The organism is Ramlibacter sp. GCM10027632 (genome assembly GCF_042675325.1).
In the GTDB taxonomy this organism is placed as follows: domain Bacteria; phylum Pseudomonadota; class Gammaproteobacteria; order Burkholderiales; family Burkholderiaceae_C; genus Ramlibacter.
In genome coordinates, this window is record NZ_JBHTGW010000011.1 from 69,307 (window position 1) to 86,246 (window position 16,940).

Below are 16,940 nucleotides of genomic sequence, written 5' to 3' on the forward strand. Positions count from 1 at the left end.
CATACGCCGATGATGCTCGATGACCGCGCCAAGTTGTTGTTGAAAGCCCTGGTCGAGCGATACATCGCCGACGGGCAACCCGTGGGCTCGCGCACCCTGTCGCGGGCCTCGGGGCTGGAGCTGTCTCCCGCCACCATCCGCAACGTGATGTCCGACCTCGAGGGGCTCGGGCTCATTGCCAGCCCGCACACCTCGGCGGGCCGCATCCCCACCGCGCGCGGCTACCGCCTCTTCGTCGACACCATGCTCACGGTGCAGCGTGACCAGCTGTCGCCCGCGGCCACTCCGAGCCTGGCGCCGGACCAGCCGCAACGCGTGATCGCCAACGCGGCGCACCTGCTGTCCAACCTCTCGCACTTCGTGGGCGTGGTCATGGCGCCGCGGCGCACCTCGGTGTTCCGCCACATCGAATTCCTGCGCCTGTCCGAGCGCCGCTACCTGGTCATCATCGTCTCGCCCGACGGCGACGTGCAGAACCGGGTGGTCTTCACCGAGTCCGACTACACCCAGCAGCAGCTGGTGGAGGCGGCCAACTTCCTCAACGCCAACTACGCCGGCCTGGCCATCGAGCAGGTGCGCGAGCGCCTCAAGGGCGAGGTCGACACCCTGCGCGGCGAGATCGCGCAGCTGATGCAGACTGCGGTGGAGGCCAGCTCCGAGGCGCTGAACGAGGCGCGCGAGGAGGTGGTGATCTCGGGCGAGCGCAACCTGCTGTCCGTGAGCGACTTCTCCAGCGACATGACGCACCTGCGCCGCGCCTTCGAGCTGTTCGAGCAGAAGACGCAGCTGATGCGCCTGCTGGACATCTCCAGCCAGGCCGAGGGCGTGCGCATCTTCATCGGCGGCGAGAGCCAGGTGGTGCCGTTCGAGGAACTCTCGGTGGTGAGCGCGCCCTACGAGGTGGACGGCCAGGTGGTGGGCACGCTGGGCGTCATCGGCCCCACGCGCATGCCCTACGACCGCATGATCCAGATCGTGGACATCACCTCCAAGCTCGTGAGCAATGCACTGAGCCACAACAAGTGAACCGCGCCCGACCAGGAACGCATTGGAGCGAGTCCAGGACCGTGATCCTGGCCATCCTGGTCATTCTGATCATGGTGACCGGCCTGCTGTGGTGGCAGGCCTCCAGCGCCACCTCGCGGCTGCGCGAGGAAACGCTCTCGCAGGCGCAGCGGCGGGCGGCGCAGGTGGCCAGCGCCGTCGCGGAGATGGTCAACATCCTGCTGCTCGGGGCCGACGCGACATCCCGCGAGGTGGTGGACCTCTGCCTGCCGCGCCCTCTCAAGGACATGGAGGCCTGCATGCGCCAGGCGATCGAGCACCTGCCGCCGTCGTCCGTGCTGCAGGTGGCGGTGATCGGCGCCGACGGCTACCTCGCCTATTCGAACCTCGGGTCGGGCGAGCGCACCTTCCTTGGTGACCGAGAGCATTTCCGCGTGCATGCCGAGGGCGAAGGCGATGCCCTGTTCATCAGCCGGCCGGTGCTGGGGCGGGTGTCCCGCCAGTGGAGCGTCCAGTTCAGCCGCGCGATCCGGCGCAACGGCCGGTTCGAGGGAGTGCTGGTCCTGTCGATCTCCCCGGCCTACGTGCACGACGCCCTGGCGCGGGTGACGCTGGAGTCGGCCGACACGCTGACGGTGCTTCGCACATCCGGCGAGTACCTGGCGCGCAACGTCGCCCAGGAGGCCGCGCTGGGCCAGAAGGCCGACCCGTCGTGGCCCAGCCTGCGGCCGGGGGCGGCGGCCCAAGGCTCCTTCAACGGGGTGTCGCGGATCGATGGCGCGGAGCGGATCTTCCACTGGCAGCGGCTGGCGGCCTACCCGATCGTGGTGCAGGTGGGCCTGAGCCGCGCGGCGGTGATCGGGCCGGTGGACCGGGTCGTCGAGGAAACGCGTTTCAACGCGCTGGTCAGTACGGGGCTGCTGTGGCTGGTCACGCTCGCTGTCGTCGGGCTGGTGCGCCGCATGCGGACGCAGGCGCGCCGGCGGGAGGAGGCCGAATTCATCGCCATGCACGACTCGCTCACCGGGCTCCACAGCCGCCACGCGCTGATGGCGCACATGGCCACCGTGCTGGCTGCCGCGGCGGCGCGGGGCGGGCGGGTGGGCATCCTGTACATGGACCTGGACGGCTTCAAGCCGGTGAACGACCGCCACGGCCATGCCGTCGGCGACCAGGTGCTGCAGGCCGTGGCCGGCCGGCTCAAGGGCTGCGTGCGTGGCAGCGACTTCCCGGCGCGCATCGGCGGCGACGAGTTCGTCGTGGTGATGGAGGACCTCGCCGACGATGCGTCGCTGGCGCACCTGGCCGGGCGCATCCACCAGGCGCTCGAGGCGCCGATGGCGGTGGGCGAGCTGTCCATCCGCATCGGTGCCAGCATCGGGCTGGCGGTCTACCCCGACCACGGCGCCGACGCCGACGCCCTGCTGGTGCATGCCGACCACGAGATGTACGCGCACAAGGCCAGGGTGAAGGCGGCATCGCTGGCGAAGGTCATCACGGGCACGCCGGCCACCTAGAATCGCGGGCGGGGGGCGTTAGCTCAGTTGGTCAGAGCAGGGGACTCATAATCCCTTGGTCACAGGTTCAAGTCCTGTACGCCCTACCAGGAAAATCTCGCAAATCAACAGCTTGCTTGATGCCAGGCTGTCACTGACGAATCCGGGCAACGCCGCAGCGTGGAGGTCCCGAGCCGGGTCAAGCCGTGGCGGTCGACCCAAAGTGACGGGAAGTTCAACCTGTCTGCCCGTTACGGGGCGAGGGTGCTGGAGTTGCCGAACACGGCGACAAAAGCATCAGAGCTCGATCCCGCGCTGACTGCCGTTGCTTTCAATGCCCGCCATCGGAAATCGGGCAAATGACTTCGTGTTTGAGTGGCGAAGTCATTGGCCCGCAGCATCCTCGAAGCGATATTCACGGGCTGATGCTCAGTCCGTAGTCCGCATCAGGTGCCACGATCTTCCCGTTCCACACGCCAATCCAGTTGACCCAGGTCGAGTTTGCCTTGGGGAAGGAGCCCGTATGCGTGTAGATGACTTCGCTGCTGGTCATTTCCGGATACTTGACCTTCTGTATCACGACTGCCCTGTAGAAGTCGGGATTCGTGTCAATCGTCCTGAGCAAATAGGCATGGCCGTTGTGATGAATCACGTCCAGGGCAAGGCCGTAGCCCGGAACACTCGGGAAGGATACGGAACTGGAAAATTTGCCCGTTCCATCATTGATGACGATCTGGGGGTTTTGATTGTATTGAGGATCGCTGCTGTGGCCAGATAGGAAAAGATCGTAGGCATTCCTCCCGGGGAATTTGATGAGTTCCGCGGTGTAGGCTGTTTTCCTGAGGTCGATGCCCGGAATCAGCGAATTGGTGAAGGTGAATGTGCCATCCCGGTTGTTGATGTAGAAGCCAATGCCGCCCCGCCCGTCGTAAGTGCCATGGTCCGTGATGACGAGGTCAGGGTAGCCATCGCCGTTGATGTCGGCGGCAGACGCTCCATGGGTGTAATTCGGGCTCTTCGATTGATAAAAGTGTTTGGTGAATTTCCCCGCCTTGTTGCTCAGGAGCAGCAGGCTGGGCTCGCCACTGAAGGGCGGTTGATCAATCCCGGTACATGCGAAAAATACGTCGGGGCGCCCGTCCTGGTTGAAGTCGGCGACCACTGCCTTTCTCGGATGCAGACAGCCTGACGTGTCGTCGATCAAGGCGCTGGTGTTGTCAATCCATTTTCCATTTGCCTGCCTGTAGAAATAGATATGACCTTTTTTGTCGGCGGTTGCGGCTGTCCAGTCGTACTCGAACGAGTGGGCGACCAGTGCATAGTTTCCGTCGCCAAAAAAATCCCCGTAGGCCAGTGAATTTGAATGGAGAAAACTATTCCCAAGGGCGGATCCGAATGTGTCGGTGAGCGATAGGGGGCCGATTGAATTAATCGCCGCCATCTTGTTCTCGTATGAACTCAGACTGAGGCTCGCAGCTTTGGTCGGTTGAACTGTCGGTGTCGGTGTCGGTGCCGGTGCCGGTGCCGGTGCGGCAGGCGTATCACCGCTTCCGCTCGTGCTGCCAGCCGCGGTCGACGCAGTGACGTTGGTGGTGCTGCCGCCACCGCCGCCCCCGCAAGCCGACAGCATCAACGAAAGGACTATCGAAATCAAACTTGTGCTGCGCACAAACGGTCTCCTCGAACGCGGAATGATGTCAAACAGGGAAAGTCAAGCGTACGCTGCGAGATTTGTATCGAAATGTAAATTGGCTTGGGCTTTCCTTGGCGCGGCATTGCCTTGGGGGTTGGATCTTTCGGTTTATCAATCGCACTGTCTGGCGATTTAGGTAGCCATGGTTCTGGTCCTGGTTTTATCGCGCGCCGCTGTTCGCGCGACACCGCCTCCAGCGCACCGAGGACCAGGTCCGCGCGATCGAGGCGCGGCAGAAGGCGCTGTTCGACCAGGCGCTGGAGTGAGGGGCGGCGGTCACGCCTCGAACAGGGTGTGCAGCTTCAGCCGGTGCACCTTGCGCGTGGCGGTCTGCGGCACGTCGTCCATGCGCACGAACTTCACCCGGCGCGGCACCTTGTAGGCGGCCACCGGGGCTCGGGGTCGTCGATCCAGCTGCCTGGCATGCTGGCGGGCCAGGTCGACTCGCGCGTGCCGCTGGAGGTTCGCGGCTATCTCATGCGGGTGCTGGATCCGGGACTGTTCGGCGATGTCGGCAAGTTCCGCGCGAAGGTCAGCGAGTTCGCCGGCGAGCGCGAGCGCCGCCTCGTCGCCGGCGTGATCGAGGTGCAGGACCTGGTGGTGAAGACCCTGCGCGACGTCTGCGCGCAGCCGGCCTGAGCGATGCGGCCCGGGCGCCACGCCAAGGCGTGGCGGCCAGGGCAGGCCAGGCCCTTCAGCCCGCCAGCGCCGCGCACACCGCGCGGGTCACATCCACCGTCTTCGCCTTGCCGCCCAGGTCGCCTGTGTGCAGCGCCGGGTTGGCGGTGATGGCCTCGATGGCCTGCATCAGGCGCCGGGCCGCGGCGTTCTCGCCCAGGTGCTCCAGCAGCATCACCACCGACCAGAAGGTGCCCACCGGGTTGGCCAGGCCCTGGCCCATGATGTCGAAGGCCGAGCCGTGGATCGGCTCGAACATCGAGGGGTAGCGGCGCTCGGGGTCGATGTTGCCGGTGGGCGCGATGCCCAGGCTGCCCGCCAGCGCCGCGGCCAGGTCGCTCAGGATGTCGGCGTGCAGGTTGGTGGCGACGATGGTGTCCAGCGTGGCGGGGCGGTTCACCATGCGCGCGGTGGCGGCGTCGACCAGCTCCTTGTCCCACTTGACGTCGGGGAACTCCTTCGCCACCTGCACCGCGATCTCGTCCCACATCACCATGGCGTGGCGCTGGGCGTTGCTCTTGGTGACCACCGTCAGCAGCTTGCGCGGGCGCGACTGCGCCAGCCTGAAGGCGAAGCGCATGATCCGTTCCACGCCGGCGCGGGTCATGATGGAGACATCGGTCGCCGCCTCGATCGGGTGGCCCTGGTGCACGCGGCCGCCGACGCCGGCGTACTCGCCCTCGGAGTTCTCGCGCACGATGACCCAGTCCAGGTCCTTCGGGCCGCAGCGCTTGAGGGGCGCGTCGATGCCGGGGAGGATGCGGGTGGGCCGCACGTTGGCGTACTGGTCGAAGCCCTGGCAGATCTTCAGGCGCAGGCCCCACAGCGTGATGTGGTCCGGAATGTGCGGGTCGCCGGCGGAGCCGAACAGGATGGCGTCCTTGCCCTTGAGGGCCTCCAGGCCGTCGTCCGGCATCATGCGGCCGTGCGCGCGGTAGTAGTCGCCGCCCCAGTCGAAATCCTCGAACTCGAAGGCGAAGCTGCCCGAGGCCGTGGCCAGCGCGCGCATGACCTCCACGCCTGCGGGGATCACTTCCTTGCCGATGCCGTCTCCGGGGATGGTGGCGATGCGATAGGTCTTCATGGGGGTTGTCTCCGGTCGGTTCGATTGCCGTATGTCGAAGCCGCAGACTCTAACCGGCCCGGGGGTTCGTCCCGCGCGAATGCAGCCTTCGCCACAGGCGAATGGTGCCGGGGCGCGGCACTGCCTACAGTGGTCGCCGCCGAAGGAGACAGGAGACAGGCATTCCCATGAAGATCACCCGCCTCGAAGTGTTCGCCCTGCGCGCCCCGCCGCAGGCCCGCCCCCACTGGACCAGCCATTTCATCGTGCCCACGGCCAACGAGATCCTGGTGCGCCTCCACACCGACGAGGGGATCGAGGGCTTCGGCCTGGCCACCAGCTACACCCCGATCGATTTCGCGATCAAGGCCTGGAAGGGCGGCCTCGCCGAGCAGATCGTGGGCGAGGACGCGCTCGCGCCCGAGCGCCTGTACCAGAAGCTGTTCGGCCTGACCACGAGCAAGGTGGCCAATGAGAAGGGCTGGTCCCGCGAGGCCCTGGTCCGCATCAGCGCCGCGGTCGACATCGCCTGCTGGGACATCGTGGGCAAGGCCGCCGGCCTGCCGCTGTTCCGCCTGTTCGGCGGCTACCGCGACGAGGTGCCGGCCTATGTCACCTGCGGCTACTACCGCGAGGGCAAGGACAACGCCGAGCTGCGCGACGAGATGCAGATGCTGGTGGAACAGGGCCACACCGGCTTCAAGGCCAAGGCCGGCGGCATCCCCGTGCCGCAGGACGTGGAGCGCATGGCCGTCATGCGCGAGGTGATCGGGCCCGACGCCGACTTCATGGTGGACCCCAACCGCGCCTGGGACCTGCGCACCGCGATCGACGCGGCGCAGCGCCTGGAGGCGCTGAACCCGCGCTGGCTGGAGGAGCCGATTCGCTGGGAGGACGACCGCCGAGGCCTCAAGCTGCTGGCGCAGAAGACCCGCATCCCCCTGTCGGGCGGCGAGAGCGAGATCACCAGCTACGGCTGCCGCGCCATGCTGGAGGAGCAGGCGATCCAGATCCTGCAGTTCGACTGCACGATGATGGGCGGCTTCACCGAGGGCCGCAAGCTCACCGGCCTGTGCGAGCTCAATCACGTGCAGGTGGCGCCGCACCACGACTGCTTCATCCACGCCCACCTGGTGGCCTCCAGCCCCGCGGGGCTGATCGTCGAGGCCTTCACCGACCCCGAGCGCGACCCGCTGCAGGCCGAGCTGTTCGAGGACGCGCCGAAGATCGCCAACGGCAAGATGAAGCTCAAGGAGCAGCCGGGCCTGGGGCTCACGCTGTCCGAGGCGGCGATCCGCAAGTACGGCGAGCGCATCCTCTGAGGCCCGGCGCGGATCGCGCAGGCGACACGGGCAGGGGCTTCGCCCGGATCGAACGCACCCACAATACGCAACCAGCAGGCGGGCCGCACCCGCACGACACGAGGAGACCGAGATGAAAGCTTTCGTACGTTCCTTCGCCCTGGGCCTCGCGGCCCTCGCCAGCGTGCCGGCCTTCGCGCAGGCGCAGGCCTACCCGAGCAAGCCGATCCGCCTGATCGTGCCCTTCGCCCCCGGCGGCACCACCGACGTGCTCGCCCGCCTGGTGGGCCAGCGCCTGACCACCGCCTGGGGCCAGCCCGTGGTGGTGGAGAACCGCGCCGGCGCCGGCGCCACGCTGGGCGCCGAGATGGTGGCCAAGGCCCCGGCCGACGGCTACACGCTCCTCATGGGCGCGGCCCACCACACCATCGCGCAGAACGTCTATTCCAAGCTCAGTTACCACTTCGGCCGCGACTTCGCGCCGGTCACCGTGGTGGCCATGGTGCCCAACGCGGTGGTGGTCAACGCCAACGTGCCGGCCAAGACCATCCAGGAGCTGGTGGCCCTGGCCAAGGCCCAGCCCGGCAAGCTCAATTACGGCTCCGCCGGCGCCGGCACCGCGCACCACCTGATTGGCGAGATGTTCAAGCTGCGCTCGGGCACCGACATCGTCCACGTGCCGTACAAGGGCAGCGGCCCCGCGGTGGCCGACCTCGTCGGCGGCCAGGTGCAGGTCATGTTCGACACCGTCACCTCGGCGCTGCCCCAGGTCAAGGGCGGCAAGACCCGCGCCCTGGCCGTGACCACCGCCAAGCGCTCCTCGGCCCTGCCCGACGTGCCCGCGCTGTCCGAGACCGTGCTGCCCGGCTTCGACGTGGGCACCTGGTTCGGTATCCTCGCGCCCGCGGGAACGCCGCAACCCATCGTCGACAAGCTCAATGCCGAGATCGTGAAGATCATCAACAACCCCGAAGTGCGCAAGCAGCTGCTGGACATGGGCTCCGAGCCGGTGGGCAACACGCCGGCCCAGATGGCGGCCCAGATCAAGTCCGAGCTCGACGCCTTCGAGTCCCTGGTCAAGCAGATCAAGCTCACCGTGGAGTGATCGACCGGATGCCTGATTTCCACACCCTGGGCCACAGCGGCCTGCGCGTGCCCCGGCTCTGGCTGGGGGCGATGATGTTCGGCGACCAGACCGACGAGGCGCAGGCCCGCGAGATCGTCGCGGCCACGCGCGCCGCCGGCCTGAACGCCATCGACACCTCCGACAACTACGCCGGCGGCGAGTCCGAGCGCATCACGGGCCGGCTGATCGCGCAGGACCGCCACCGCTGGGTGCTGGCCACCAAGGTCGCCAACCCCATGAGCGCCGAACCGAACGACCGCGGCCTGTCGCGGCGCTGGCTGATGCAGGAGGCGGACAACAGCCTGCGCCGCCTGGGCACCGACTGGATCGATGTCTACTACATGCACCGCGACGACGAGGAGACGCCGCTGGAGGAGACCCTCTCGGCCTTCGCGCGCCTGATCGAGCTGGGCAAGATCCGCTACTACGGCCTGTCCAACTTCCGCGGCTGGCGCATCGCCCGCGTGGTGGAGACCGCGCGGCGCATGGGCATCCCGCAGCCGATCGTGTGCCAGCCGCCGTACAGCGCGGTCACCCGCGGCATCGAGGCCGAGCTGCTGCCCGCGTGCGACCACTACGGCCTGGGCGTGGTGGCCTACAGCCCGCTGGCGCGCGGCGTGCTTTCCGGCAAGTACCTGCCCGACGCGCCGCCGCCCGAGGGCTCGCGCGCCGCGCGCGGCGACCGCCGCATCCTGCAGACCGAGTTCCGCCCCGAGTCGATGGTGGTCGCCCAGAAGCTCAAGGACCACGCCAGCGCGCGCGGGCTGAGCCCGACCCACTTCGCCATCGCCTGGGTGTTGAACAACCGCCGCATCAACGGCGTGATCGGCGGTCCGCGCACCCTGGCGCAGTGGACCGACTACCTGCAGGCGCTCGACGTGCGCCTGACCGCCGAGGACGAGGCCGTGGTCGATGCCCTGGTGCCGCCCGGCTATGCCTCGACCTACGGCTACAACGACCCGCAATACCCGCTGACCGGGCGCATCGCCCGGTCGTGATTCGAACCGATTGACAACCCCGACTGATTTTCAAGGAGCTAGGGAGATGAGCAAGAAACGCATCGCCGTGATCGCCGGAGACGGCATCGGCAAGGAAGTGATGCCCGAGGGCGTGCGCGTGATGGAGGCGGCCGCGAGCAAGTTCGGCATCGACCTGCAGTTCGACCACTTCGGCTTTTCCAGCTGGGACTACTGCGAGAAGCACGGCAAGATGCTGCCCGACGACTGGAAGGACCAGATCGGCGGCCATGACGCCATCTACTTCGGCGCGGTGGGCTGGCCCGAGAAGATTGCCGACCACGTCTCGCTGTGGGGCTCGCTGCTGCTGTTCCGCCGCGAGTTCGACCAGTACGTGAACCTGCGCCCGGCGCGCCTGATGCCCGGCATCGTCGCCCCGGTGGTGCGCAAGGACGGCAGCCGCCGCGAGCCCGGCGAGATCGACATGTACATCGTGCGCGAGAACACCGAGGGCGAGTATTCGTCCATCGGCGGGCGCATGTTCCAGGGCACCGAGCGCGAGATCGTGATGCAGGAGACCGTGATGTCCCGCATCGGCGTGGACCGCGTGCTCAAGTTCGCCTTCGAGCTGGCGCAGTCGCGTCCCAAGAAGCACCTGACCAGCGCCACCAAGAGCAACGGCATTGCCATCACCATGCCGTACTGGGACGAGCGCGTCGCCGAGATGGCCAAGGCGTACCCCGGCCTCACCCTCGACAAGTTCCACATCGACATCCTCACCGCGCACTTCGTGCAGCGCCCGGACTTCTTCGACGTGGTGGTGGCCAGCAACCTGTTCGGCGACATCCTGAGCGACCTGGGCCCGGCCTGCACCGGCACCATCGGCATCGCGCCCAGCGCCAACCTGAACCCGGACCGCAAGTACCCGTCGCTGTTCGAGCCGGTGCACGGCTCCGCGCCCGACATCGCGGGCAAGGGCATTGCCAACCCGATCGGCCAGATCTGGTGCGGCGCGATGATGCTGGAGTTCCTGGGCCACAAGGACGCCCACGACGCCGTGCTCAAGGCCATCGAGACCGTGCTCGATCCCAAGAGCGGCGCGCCGCGCACGCCGGACATCGGCGGCAAGGACACCACCAGCGACCTGGGCAAGGCGATCGCCGAAGCCCTGTGAGGTCCAGCCGCATCACCCTCCCCAACGGCAAGTCCCTCTCCCGCCTCGCCTACGGCCTGTGGCGGCTGTCCGAGGCACCCGACACCTCGGCGCGTGCCGTCGCCGGCGTCATCGAGGCCTGCCTGGAGCAGGGCATCACCACCTTCGACCATGCCGACATCTATGGCGACTACGCCTGCGAAGGCCTGTTCGGTGATGCCCTGCGCCTGCGGCCTTCGCTGAAGGACCGCATCGAGGTGGTCACCAAGACGGACATCATGCTGCGCAGCGCCCAGTGCCCCGGCACGCGGGTGAAGCACTACGACACCAGCGCGGCGCACGTGCGCGCCAGCGTGGACCGCTCGCTGTCCCGCCTCGGCGTGGACGTGATCGACCTGCTCCTGATCCACCGCCCCGACCCGCTGATGGACGCCACCGAGCTGGGCGCCTGCCTGGACGGCCTGATCGACGCGGGCAAGCTGCGCGGCGCGGGCGTGTCCAACTTCATGCCCTGGGACATCGACCTGCTGCAATCGCGCATGAAGCACCGCCTGCAGGTGAACCAGATCGAGCTGGGCCTGCTGCACACCGCCCCCTTCACCAACGGCCAGGTGGCGCACGCGCAGCAGCACCGCATGCCGGTGATGGCCTGGTCGCCCCTGGGCGGCGGCCGCCTGCATGCCGAGGCCGCCACGCCGGGCACCGCGGCGGCCCGCCTCGCGCCGCGCCTGGAGGCGCTGGCCCGCGCCGCCGGCACCGACGCCACCGCGGTGGCCGTCGCCTGGCTGCTGCACCACCCGGCGCAGGTGCTGCCGGTCCTGGGGTCGAACCAGCCGCATCGCATCGCCGCCCTCTCGCAGGCGCTGCGGGTGCCGATGGACCGCCAGACCTGGTTCGAGCTGTACGAGCTCGCCAACGGCCACGAGGTGGCCTGAGGCCCCGGAAAGGGGCGACGCGAAAAAGGGCGGAAGGACGCCGGCGCCGGCCTCAGGTGCTGGCCCGCACCACCAGCTCGAACCCCAGGTCCACGCAGGGCGTCTCCACCGGCCGCCCCGCCATCAGCGCCAGCAGCATCTTCGCCGCCACCTCGCCGATCTCGGCGCGGGGCGTGCGCACGGTGGTCAGCGGCGGCGGCATCTGGTCGCTGCCGGTGAGGTCGTTGAAGCCGGCCACCGCCACCTGCCGCGGCACCTCGATCCCCAGGCGCACCGCCGCCAGCAGCGCGCCCTGGGCCAGGTCGTCGTTGCAGAAGAAGACCGCGTCCACCGCCGGCCGCTGCGCCACGATCTGCTCGAACATGCGCCCGCCCAGGTCGATGGACGAGGGGTCCGGCCGCATCCACTCCAGCGTCGGGTCGTAGAGCCCGGCGGCCTGCAGCTCGCGGCGCCAGCCGGCCATGCGCTGCATCACCCGCGCGTCCAGCTGGGCGCCGCCGAAGGCGATGCGCCGGCGCCCGCGGTCGATCAGGTGCCGCGTCATCGCCGCGCCCGCCGCCTCCTGCGACAGGCCCACCGTGTACTCGCCGGGCCCCGCCACCGCCTCCATCACGTGCACGCAGGGCACGCCGCTGCTCGCCAGCAGCGCACGCGAGGCCTCGCCCTGTTCCGTGCCGGTGACCAGGATGCCCGCCGGCCGGTGCAGCAGCTGCTCGCGCAGCAACTGCTCCTCTTCCGCTGGGTCGTAGTGGGTGATGCCGATCAGGGTCTGGAAGCCCGCCGGGCGCAGCGTGCGCTGCACCGCCTCCAGCAGGTCCACGAACAGCGCGTTCGTCAGCAGCGGGATCAGCACCGCCACGTGGCTGCTGCGGCGCGAGGCCAGGGCGCGCGCCGCCGGGTCCGGCACGTAGCCGAGCTTGGCCGCCGCCTCCCGCACCCGCTGCACCAGGGCCGGGTCCACCGCCCGCGCCCCGCTCAGGGCGCGCGACACCGTCATCGGGCTCACCCCGGCCAGCGTCGCCACATCGGCCAGGGTGACGCGGCCGGTGGCGCGGGAACGGGAAGGCGCAGGAGGCATGGGGAAATCCGGGTTTCTACTTATTGGTGGTGGCGCGTCACCGCATAGGATAGCGCTATCCGTGAAGCTCGGGTACAGGGTTTCACCGCAGGCAGCGAACCTGGAGACGGAGTGGACAGTCCACCGCCAAGGCGTTCGCTGCTTTTTTTCCCTGATGGGATAGCGCTATCCAAGATAACCAGATGGATTCCTCGATCGTGTTCATGGGCGTGGCCGGCTGCGGCAAGTCCAGCCTGGGCGCCGCGGTGGCGGCCGACCTGGGCCTGCGCCTGGTGGAGGGCGACGACCACCACAGCGCCGACAGCCGGGACAAGATGGCCCGCGGCGTCCCCCTGACCGACGCCGACCGCGCCGGCTGGCTGGAGCGCCTGGGCCGCGAGCTGCAGGTGGGCGAGGGCGGCACGGTGCTGACCTGTTCCGCCCTCAAGCGCTCGTACCGCGACCTGCTGCGTTTCGCCTCGCCGGGCCTGCGCTTCGTCTTCCTCGACATCGACCGCGAGGAGGCCGCCCGCCGGGTGGCTGCCCGCGCCGGTTCGCACTTCTTCTCCAGCAGCCTGGTCGACAGCCAGTTCGCCACGCTGGAATCCCCCGTGGGCGAGCCCGGCGTGCTGCGCGTGGACGCGCGGCTGCCGCTGCCCGAACTCAAGGCCGGCGTGAAGGCCTGGCTGCAAGGAGAGACGCAATGAGCGATGCGGGCAACAAGCCGGCCCACCCGGTCCAGCGCGTGGCGAACCTCGCCATGGGCGCCTGCCTGGGCGTGATGGCCCTGGCCGTCTTCGTCAACGTGGTGCTGCGCTACGGCTTCGGCAGCGGCGTGGCCGCCAGCGAGGAGCTCTCGCGCCTGCTGTTCGTGTGGATGGTGTTCATCGGCGCGACCGCCGCCTACCCGGCCGGCGAGCACATGGCCTTCACCAGCCTGGTGGGCCTGCTGCGTCGGCGCCGCGTCGCCATGGCCGGCATCACCGTGGTGATCCGCCTGCTGGTGATCCTGGCGGCCGGCCTGGTCGCCTGGGGCGCCTGGCAGCAGGTGGTGGTGGGCCTGGACAGCCGCTCGGTCGTGCTGCAGTACCCCGCGGCGCTGCTGCCGCTGCCGGCCTTCCTCAGCGCCGCCGCCATCGGCGTCATGGCGCTGGTCGAATTGATCAGGAATGAGCCGCTGGACCTGGGCCACGGCATGGACGTGGAGTGACGTGATGAGCGCAGAAGGACTCGCTTTCATCGTCTTCGTGGCCGGCATGCTCGGCCTCATGGGCATCGGCCTGAACATGGCCCTGGCGCTGGTGCTCACCGGCGCCGGCATGGCCTGGGTACTGGACTTCTGGGACACCCAGCTGCTCGCCCAGAACCTGGTGGCCGGCGTCGACAGCTTTCCGCTGCTGGCCGTGCCCTTCTTCATCCTCGCGGGCGAACTGATGAACGCCGGCGGCATCAGCCGCCGCATCATCGACATGGCCCAGGCCTGGGTCGGCCACATCAAGGGCGGCCTGGGCTTCGTCGCCATCGGCGCGGCGGTGCTCATGGCCTCCATGAGCGGCTCGGCGCTGGCCGACACCGCGGCGCTGGCCACCATCCTGCTGCCCATGATGCGCCAGCAGGGGTATCCCATGGCCACCTCCGCGGGCCTGGTGGCCTCGGGCGGCATCATCGCGCCCATCATCCCGCCGTCCATGCCCTTCGTGATCTACGGCGTGACCACCAACACCTCGATCTCCTCGCTGTTCCTCTCGGGCGTGGTGCCGGGGCTGATCATGGGCGCGGGCCTGATCGTGGCCTGGAAGCTCACGCTGCGCCGCATCGACCTGCCCGAGGGCGTGCCGGTGCCCATGGCCCAGCGCCTGCGCGTGACGGCCAAGGCCTTCTGGGCCCTGGTGATGCCCCTGATCATCATCGGCGGCATGAAGACCGGCGTGTTCACGCCCACCGAGGCCGCCGTGGTCGCCGCGTTCTACGCCCTGGTCGTGGCCCTGTTCATCCACCGCGAGATGAAGGTCGCCGAACTGGGCCACGTGCTGGTGCGCGCGGCCAAGACCACCGCCATCGTCATGTTCCTGTGCGCCGGCGCACAGGTGGCCAGCTACATGATCACGCTGGCCGACCTGCCCGGCGTTCTCACCGCCTGGCTCGGCCCGCTGATCGAGAGCCCGCGCCTGCTGATGCTGGTGATGATGCTGGCGCTGGTGCTGATTGGCACCGCGCTGGACCTGACCCCCACCATCCTGATCTTCGCGCCCGTGATGCTGCCCATCGCGGTGAAGGCCGGCATCGACCCGGTCTACTTCGGCCTGATGTTCGTGCTCAATGGCGCCATCGGCCTGATCACGCCGCCGGTGGGCACGGTGCTGAACGTGGTGGCCGGCGTCGGCCGGCTGTCCATGCACCAGGTGATCAAGGGGGTGAACCCCTTCCTGGTCACCTACACGCTGATCCTCCTGCTTTTCGTGCTGTTCCCCCAGATCGTGACCGCGCCGGTGGCGTGGATGCGGTGACCCTTTCCCCCGTCAACTTCCCTCCCTGGAGACTTCCATGAACCTGTTCCGCCGCGCCCTCGTCGCCTCGGCCGCCGCCCTGGCGCTGGCCACTCCCTTCGCCGCCCTGGCCCAGGCCCAGGACATCAAGCCCCGCCTGATCCGCTTCGGCTACGGCCTGAACGAGCAGTCCAACCAGGGCCGCGCCGTCAAGCTGTTCGCCGAGCAGGTCGAGAAGGCCTCGGGCGGCAAGATGAAGGTGCGCGCCATCGGCGCCGCCGCCCTCGGCTCCGACAACCAGATGCAGCAGGCCCTCATCGGCGGCGCGCAGGAAATGATGGTGGGCTCCACCGCCACCCTGGTGGGTATCACCAAGGAAATGGCCCTGTGGGACACCCCGTTCCTCGTGAACAACGCCAAGGAAGCCGACATCCTGCTGGACGGCCCCATCGGCAAGAAGGTGATCGACAAGCTCCAGGAAAAGGGCCTCGTGGGCCTCGTGTACTGGGAGAACGGCTTCCGCAACCTGACCAACAGCAAGCGCCCGATCAACAAGCTGGAAGACCTCAACGGCATCAAGCTGCGCGTGATGCAGAACAACGTGTTCCTGGAGTCGTTCAAGAGCCTGGGCACGAACGCCGTGCCGATGGCCTTCTCCGAGCTGTTCTCCGCGCTGGAGACGGGCACGGTGGACGGCCAGGAGAACCCGGTCAACACCATCCTGTCGTCCAAGTTCTACGAGGTGCAGAAGTACCTGACCATGACCAACCACGTCTACAGCCCGTGGATCGTGCTGGTCTCCAAGAAGTGGTGGGACCAGCTCTCCGCCGCCGAGAAGAAGGTGCTGATGGACGCCGCCGTCGCCAGCCGCGACTTCGAGCGCAAGGACACCCGTGAAGAGGCCGCCGCCGCCACCGCGCAACTCAAGGCCAAGGGCATGCAGGTCAACGAGCTGTCGCCCGCCGAGTCGGCCCGCATGCGCAACGGCCTGACCCGCGTCTACGCCTCCATCGGCGCCAGCGTGGGCATGGACCTGTGGAACGAGACCCAGGCCGAACTGGCCAAGATCCGCGCGGCGAAGAAGTAAGCGGCCCGCGGCCCCGGTCCCGGTCCTGCGGCTCAGGCCGCGCCGGGCCCCGGGTCTTCCCAGTGCAGGAGTTCGGCCAGGCGGCGCACCACCCAGCGCGCCTCGGCCGGCTGCACCGGTGAGCCGGGCGCGGCCAGCGCCTGGCCCATCTTCTCCAGCACGTCGATTTCGGTGATGCCCAGCGCATGCAGCGTGTTCGAGGCCTGCTCGGTGAGCATCTGGGTGAGGTCCTCGCACAGTTCGTAGCGTTCGCGCACCGCGGCCATGGGTTCGGTGAGCTTGTAGCCGCCGGGCGCGGCGTAGAGCTGGGTGAACGAGGGCGGTACCTCGATCTGGTGCGAGTCGTCCATGGGGCCGCAGCATACCCGCAAGCCCCCACGCGCCCGTGAGGACGGCCCGTCACGTACAATCGAGAGCACTGCCAGCTTCACCCGAAGCGCAACCTCCCCGCAACCCGCCGCCTTCTCGCAAGGCACTCCCGCAGGTTGCCACCCTCCGGCCGGCAGCGTCGGCCCCGCTTCCATCCCTGATCCACGCTTGCGCCGGTCCGCGCGGGCGGATCGCCATTGCGGCCTGGTCGCCGCGCTAGAAAGGCTCCCTTGGCCAAAGAAGAACTCATTGAAATGCGCGGCCGCGTGGCCGAAGTCCTGCCCGACTCCCGCTACCGCGTGACCCTCGAGAACGGGCACGAGCTCGTCGCCTACAGCGGCGGCAAGATGCGCAAGCACCGCATCCGCATCATCGCGGGCGACGACGTGACGCTCGAACTCTCCCCCTACGACCTGAACAAGGGTCGCATCATGTTCCGCCACCTGCCCCCCCGCGGGCCGGGTCCGGCCGGTGGCGCCCGGCCGCCGGTGCGCCGCTGAGGCAGGCGACCTCCCCAAAGACAAAGGGCCGCGCG

General features: G+C 68.4%; 17 protein-coding genes and 1 tRNA gene. 14 read left to right on the top strand and 4 right to left on the bottom strand.

Annotated elements, in window-relative coordinates; all coding sequences use genetic code 11:
• Positions 1-12: 12 nt before the first annotated feature.
• The 3 genes from hrcA (at position 13) to ACFQZY_RS16210 (ending at position 2,611) form a co-directional block, all read left to right on the top strand.
• On the top strand, positions 13-1,026 hold the full coding sequence (hrcA, locus tag ACFQZY_RS16200) for a heat-inducible transcriptional repressor HrcA (protein ID WP_377417862.1): 1,014 nt from the start codon (positions 13-15) through the stop codon (positions 1,024-1,026).
• Between the two features lie 41 nt (positions 1,027-1,067).
• On the top strand, positions 1,068-2,522 hold the full coding sequence (locus ACFQZY_RS16205; RefSeq protein ID WP_377417701.1) for a diguanylate cyclase domain-containing protein: 1,455 nt from the start codon (positions 1,068-1,070) through the stop codon (positions 2,520-2,522).
• Between the two features lie 12 nt (positions 2,523-2,534).
• Positions 2,535-2,611 (top strand) — tRNA-Ile (locus ACFQZY_RS16210).
• Positions 2,612-2,916: 305 nt separating this feature from the next.
• Here ACFQZY_RS16210 and ACFQZY_RS16215 read toward each other — a convergent pair.
• Positions 2,917-4,170, bottom strand: coding sequence for an FG-GAP repeat domain-containing protein (locus tag ACFQZY_RS16215; protein WP_377417703.1), 1,254 nt, complete (start codon positions 4,168-4,170; stop codon positions 2,917-2,919).
• A gap of 447 nt (positions 4,171-4,617) precedes the next feature.
• Between ACFQZY_RS16215 and ACFQZY_RS16220 the strand changes: the two genes are divergently transcribed.
• Positions 4,618-4,833: a hypothetical protein gene (locus ACFQZY_RS16220; RefSeq protein ID WP_377417705.1), complete on the top strand. Its 216-nt coding sequence runs from the start codon at positions 4,618-4,620 to the stop codon at positions 4,831-4,833.
• A gap of 55 nt (positions 4,834-4,888) precedes the next feature.
• Here the strand turns inward: ACFQZY_RS16220 and ACFQZY_RS16225 are convergent, their stop codons facing one another.
• Positions 4,889-5,956, bottom strand: a complete 1,068-nt coding sequence (locus tag ACFQZY_RS16225) for a tartrate dehydrogenase (protein WP_377417707.1) — start codon at positions 5,954-5,956, stop codon at positions 4,889-4,891.
• Between the two features lie 167 nt (positions 5,957-6,123).
• Between ACFQZY_RS16225 and ACFQZY_RS16230 the strand changes: the two genes are divergently transcribed.
• The 5 genes from ACFQZY_RS16230 to ACFQZY_RS16250 all read left to right on the top strand — a co-directional run bounded on the left by ACFQZY_RS16230 (position 6,124) and on the right by ACFQZY_RS16250 (position 11,406).
• Positions 6,124-7,257, top strand: a complete 1,134-nt coding sequence (locus tag ACFQZY_RS16230; protein ID WP_377417709.1) for a mandelate racemase/muconate lactonizing enzyme family protein — start codon at positions 6,124-6,126, stop codon at positions 7,255-7,257.
• Between the two features lie 112 nt (positions 7,258-7,369).
• Positions 7,370-8,341 carry a tripartite tricarboxylate transporter substrate binding protein gene (locus tag ACFQZY_RS16235; protein ID WP_377417711.1) on the top strand — a complete coding sequence of 324 codons (972 nt, stop codon included), beginning with the start codon at positions 7,370-7,372 and terminating at the stop codon, positions 8,339-8,341.
• Positions 8,342-8,349: 8 nt separating this feature from the next.
• On the top strand, positions 8,350-9,360 hold the full coding sequence (locus ACFQZY_RS16240) for an aldo/keto reductase (RefSeq protein WP_377417713.1): 1,011 nt from the start codon (positions 8,350-8,352) through the stop codon (positions 9,358-9,360).
• Between the two features lie 46 nt (positions 9,361-9,406).
• Positions 9,407-10,492, top strand: a complete 1,086-nt coding sequence (locus ACFQZY_RS16245; RefSeq protein ID WP_377417715.1) for a tartrate dehydrogenase — start codon at positions 9,407-9,409, stop codon at positions 10,490-10,492.
• Complete coding sequence (locus ACFQZY_RS16250) at positions 10,489-11,406, top strand: aldo/keto reductase family oxidoreductase (protein WP_377417717.1); 918 nt, start codon at positions 10,489-10,491, stop codon at positions 11,404-11,406. Before ACFQZY_RS16245 ends, ACFQZY_RS16250 begins: the two co-directional genes overlap by 4 nt.
• A 52-nt stretch (positions 11,407-11,458) precedes the next feature.
• Here ACFQZY_RS16250 and ACFQZY_RS16255 read toward each other — a convergent pair whose 3' ends face one another.
• Entirely contained in the window at positions 11,459-12,484 is a 1,026-nt protein-coding gene (locus ACFQZY_RS16255; RefSeq protein WP_377417719.1) for a LacI family DNA-binding transcriptional regulator, read from the bottom strand.
• Positions 12,485-12,666: 182 nt separating this feature from the next.
• Here ACFQZY_RS16255 and ACFQZY_RS16260 point away from each other — a divergent pair, with 182 nt between their 5' ends.
• Genes ACFQZY_RS16260 through ACFQZY_RS16275 form a run of 4 tightly spaced genes read left to right on the top strand, consistent with a single transcriptional unit; the run spans position 12,667 to position 16,036 of the window.
• Complete coding sequence (locus ACFQZY_RS16260; RefSeq protein ID WP_377417721.1) at positions 12,667-13,170, top strand: gluconokinase; 504 nt, start codon at positions 12,667-12,669, stop codon at positions 13,168-13,170.
• Positions 13,167-13,673, top strand: coding sequence for a TRAP transporter small permease (locus ACFQZY_RS16265; protein WP_377417723.1), 507 nt, complete (start codon positions 13,167-13,169; stop codon positions 13,671-13,673). Before ACFQZY_RS16260 ends, ACFQZY_RS16265 begins: the two co-directional genes overlap by 4 nt.
• A 4-nt stretch (positions 13,674-13,677) precedes the next feature.
• Positions 13,678-14,970: a TRAP transporter large permease gene (locus ACFQZY_RS16270; RefSeq protein WP_377417725.1), complete on the top strand. Its 1,293-nt coding sequence runs from the start codon at positions 13,678-13,680 to the stop codon at positions 14,968-14,970.
• A gap of 37 nt (positions 14,971-15,007) precedes the next feature.
• Positions 15,008-16,036 carry a TRAP transporter substrate-binding protein gene (locus ACFQZY_RS16275; RefSeq protein WP_377417727.1) on the top strand — a complete coding sequence of 343 codons (1,029 nt, stop codon included), beginning with the start codon at positions 15,008-15,010 and terminating at the stop codon, positions 16,034-16,036.
• A gap of 32 nt (positions 16,037-16,068) precedes the next feature.
• Here the strand turns inward: ACFQZY_RS16275 and ACFQZY_RS16280 are convergent, their stop codons facing one another.
• Positions 16,069-16,386: an ATPase with chaperone activity gene (locus ACFQZY_RS16280; protein WP_377417729.1), complete on the bottom strand. Its 318-nt coding sequence runs from the start codon at positions 16,384-16,386 to the stop codon at positions 16,069-16,071.
• A gap of 249 nt (positions 16,387-16,635) precedes the next feature.
• Between ACFQZY_RS16280 and infA the strand changes: the two genes are divergently transcribed.
• Positions 16,636-16,905 carry a translation initiation factor IF-1 gene (infA, locus tag ACFQZY_RS16285; RefSeq protein WP_377417731.1) on the top strand — a complete coding sequence of 90 codons (270 nt, stop codon included), beginning with the start codon at positions 16,636-16,638 and terminating at the stop codon, positions 16,903-16,905.
• Positions 16,906-16,940: the final 35 nt, after the last annotated feature.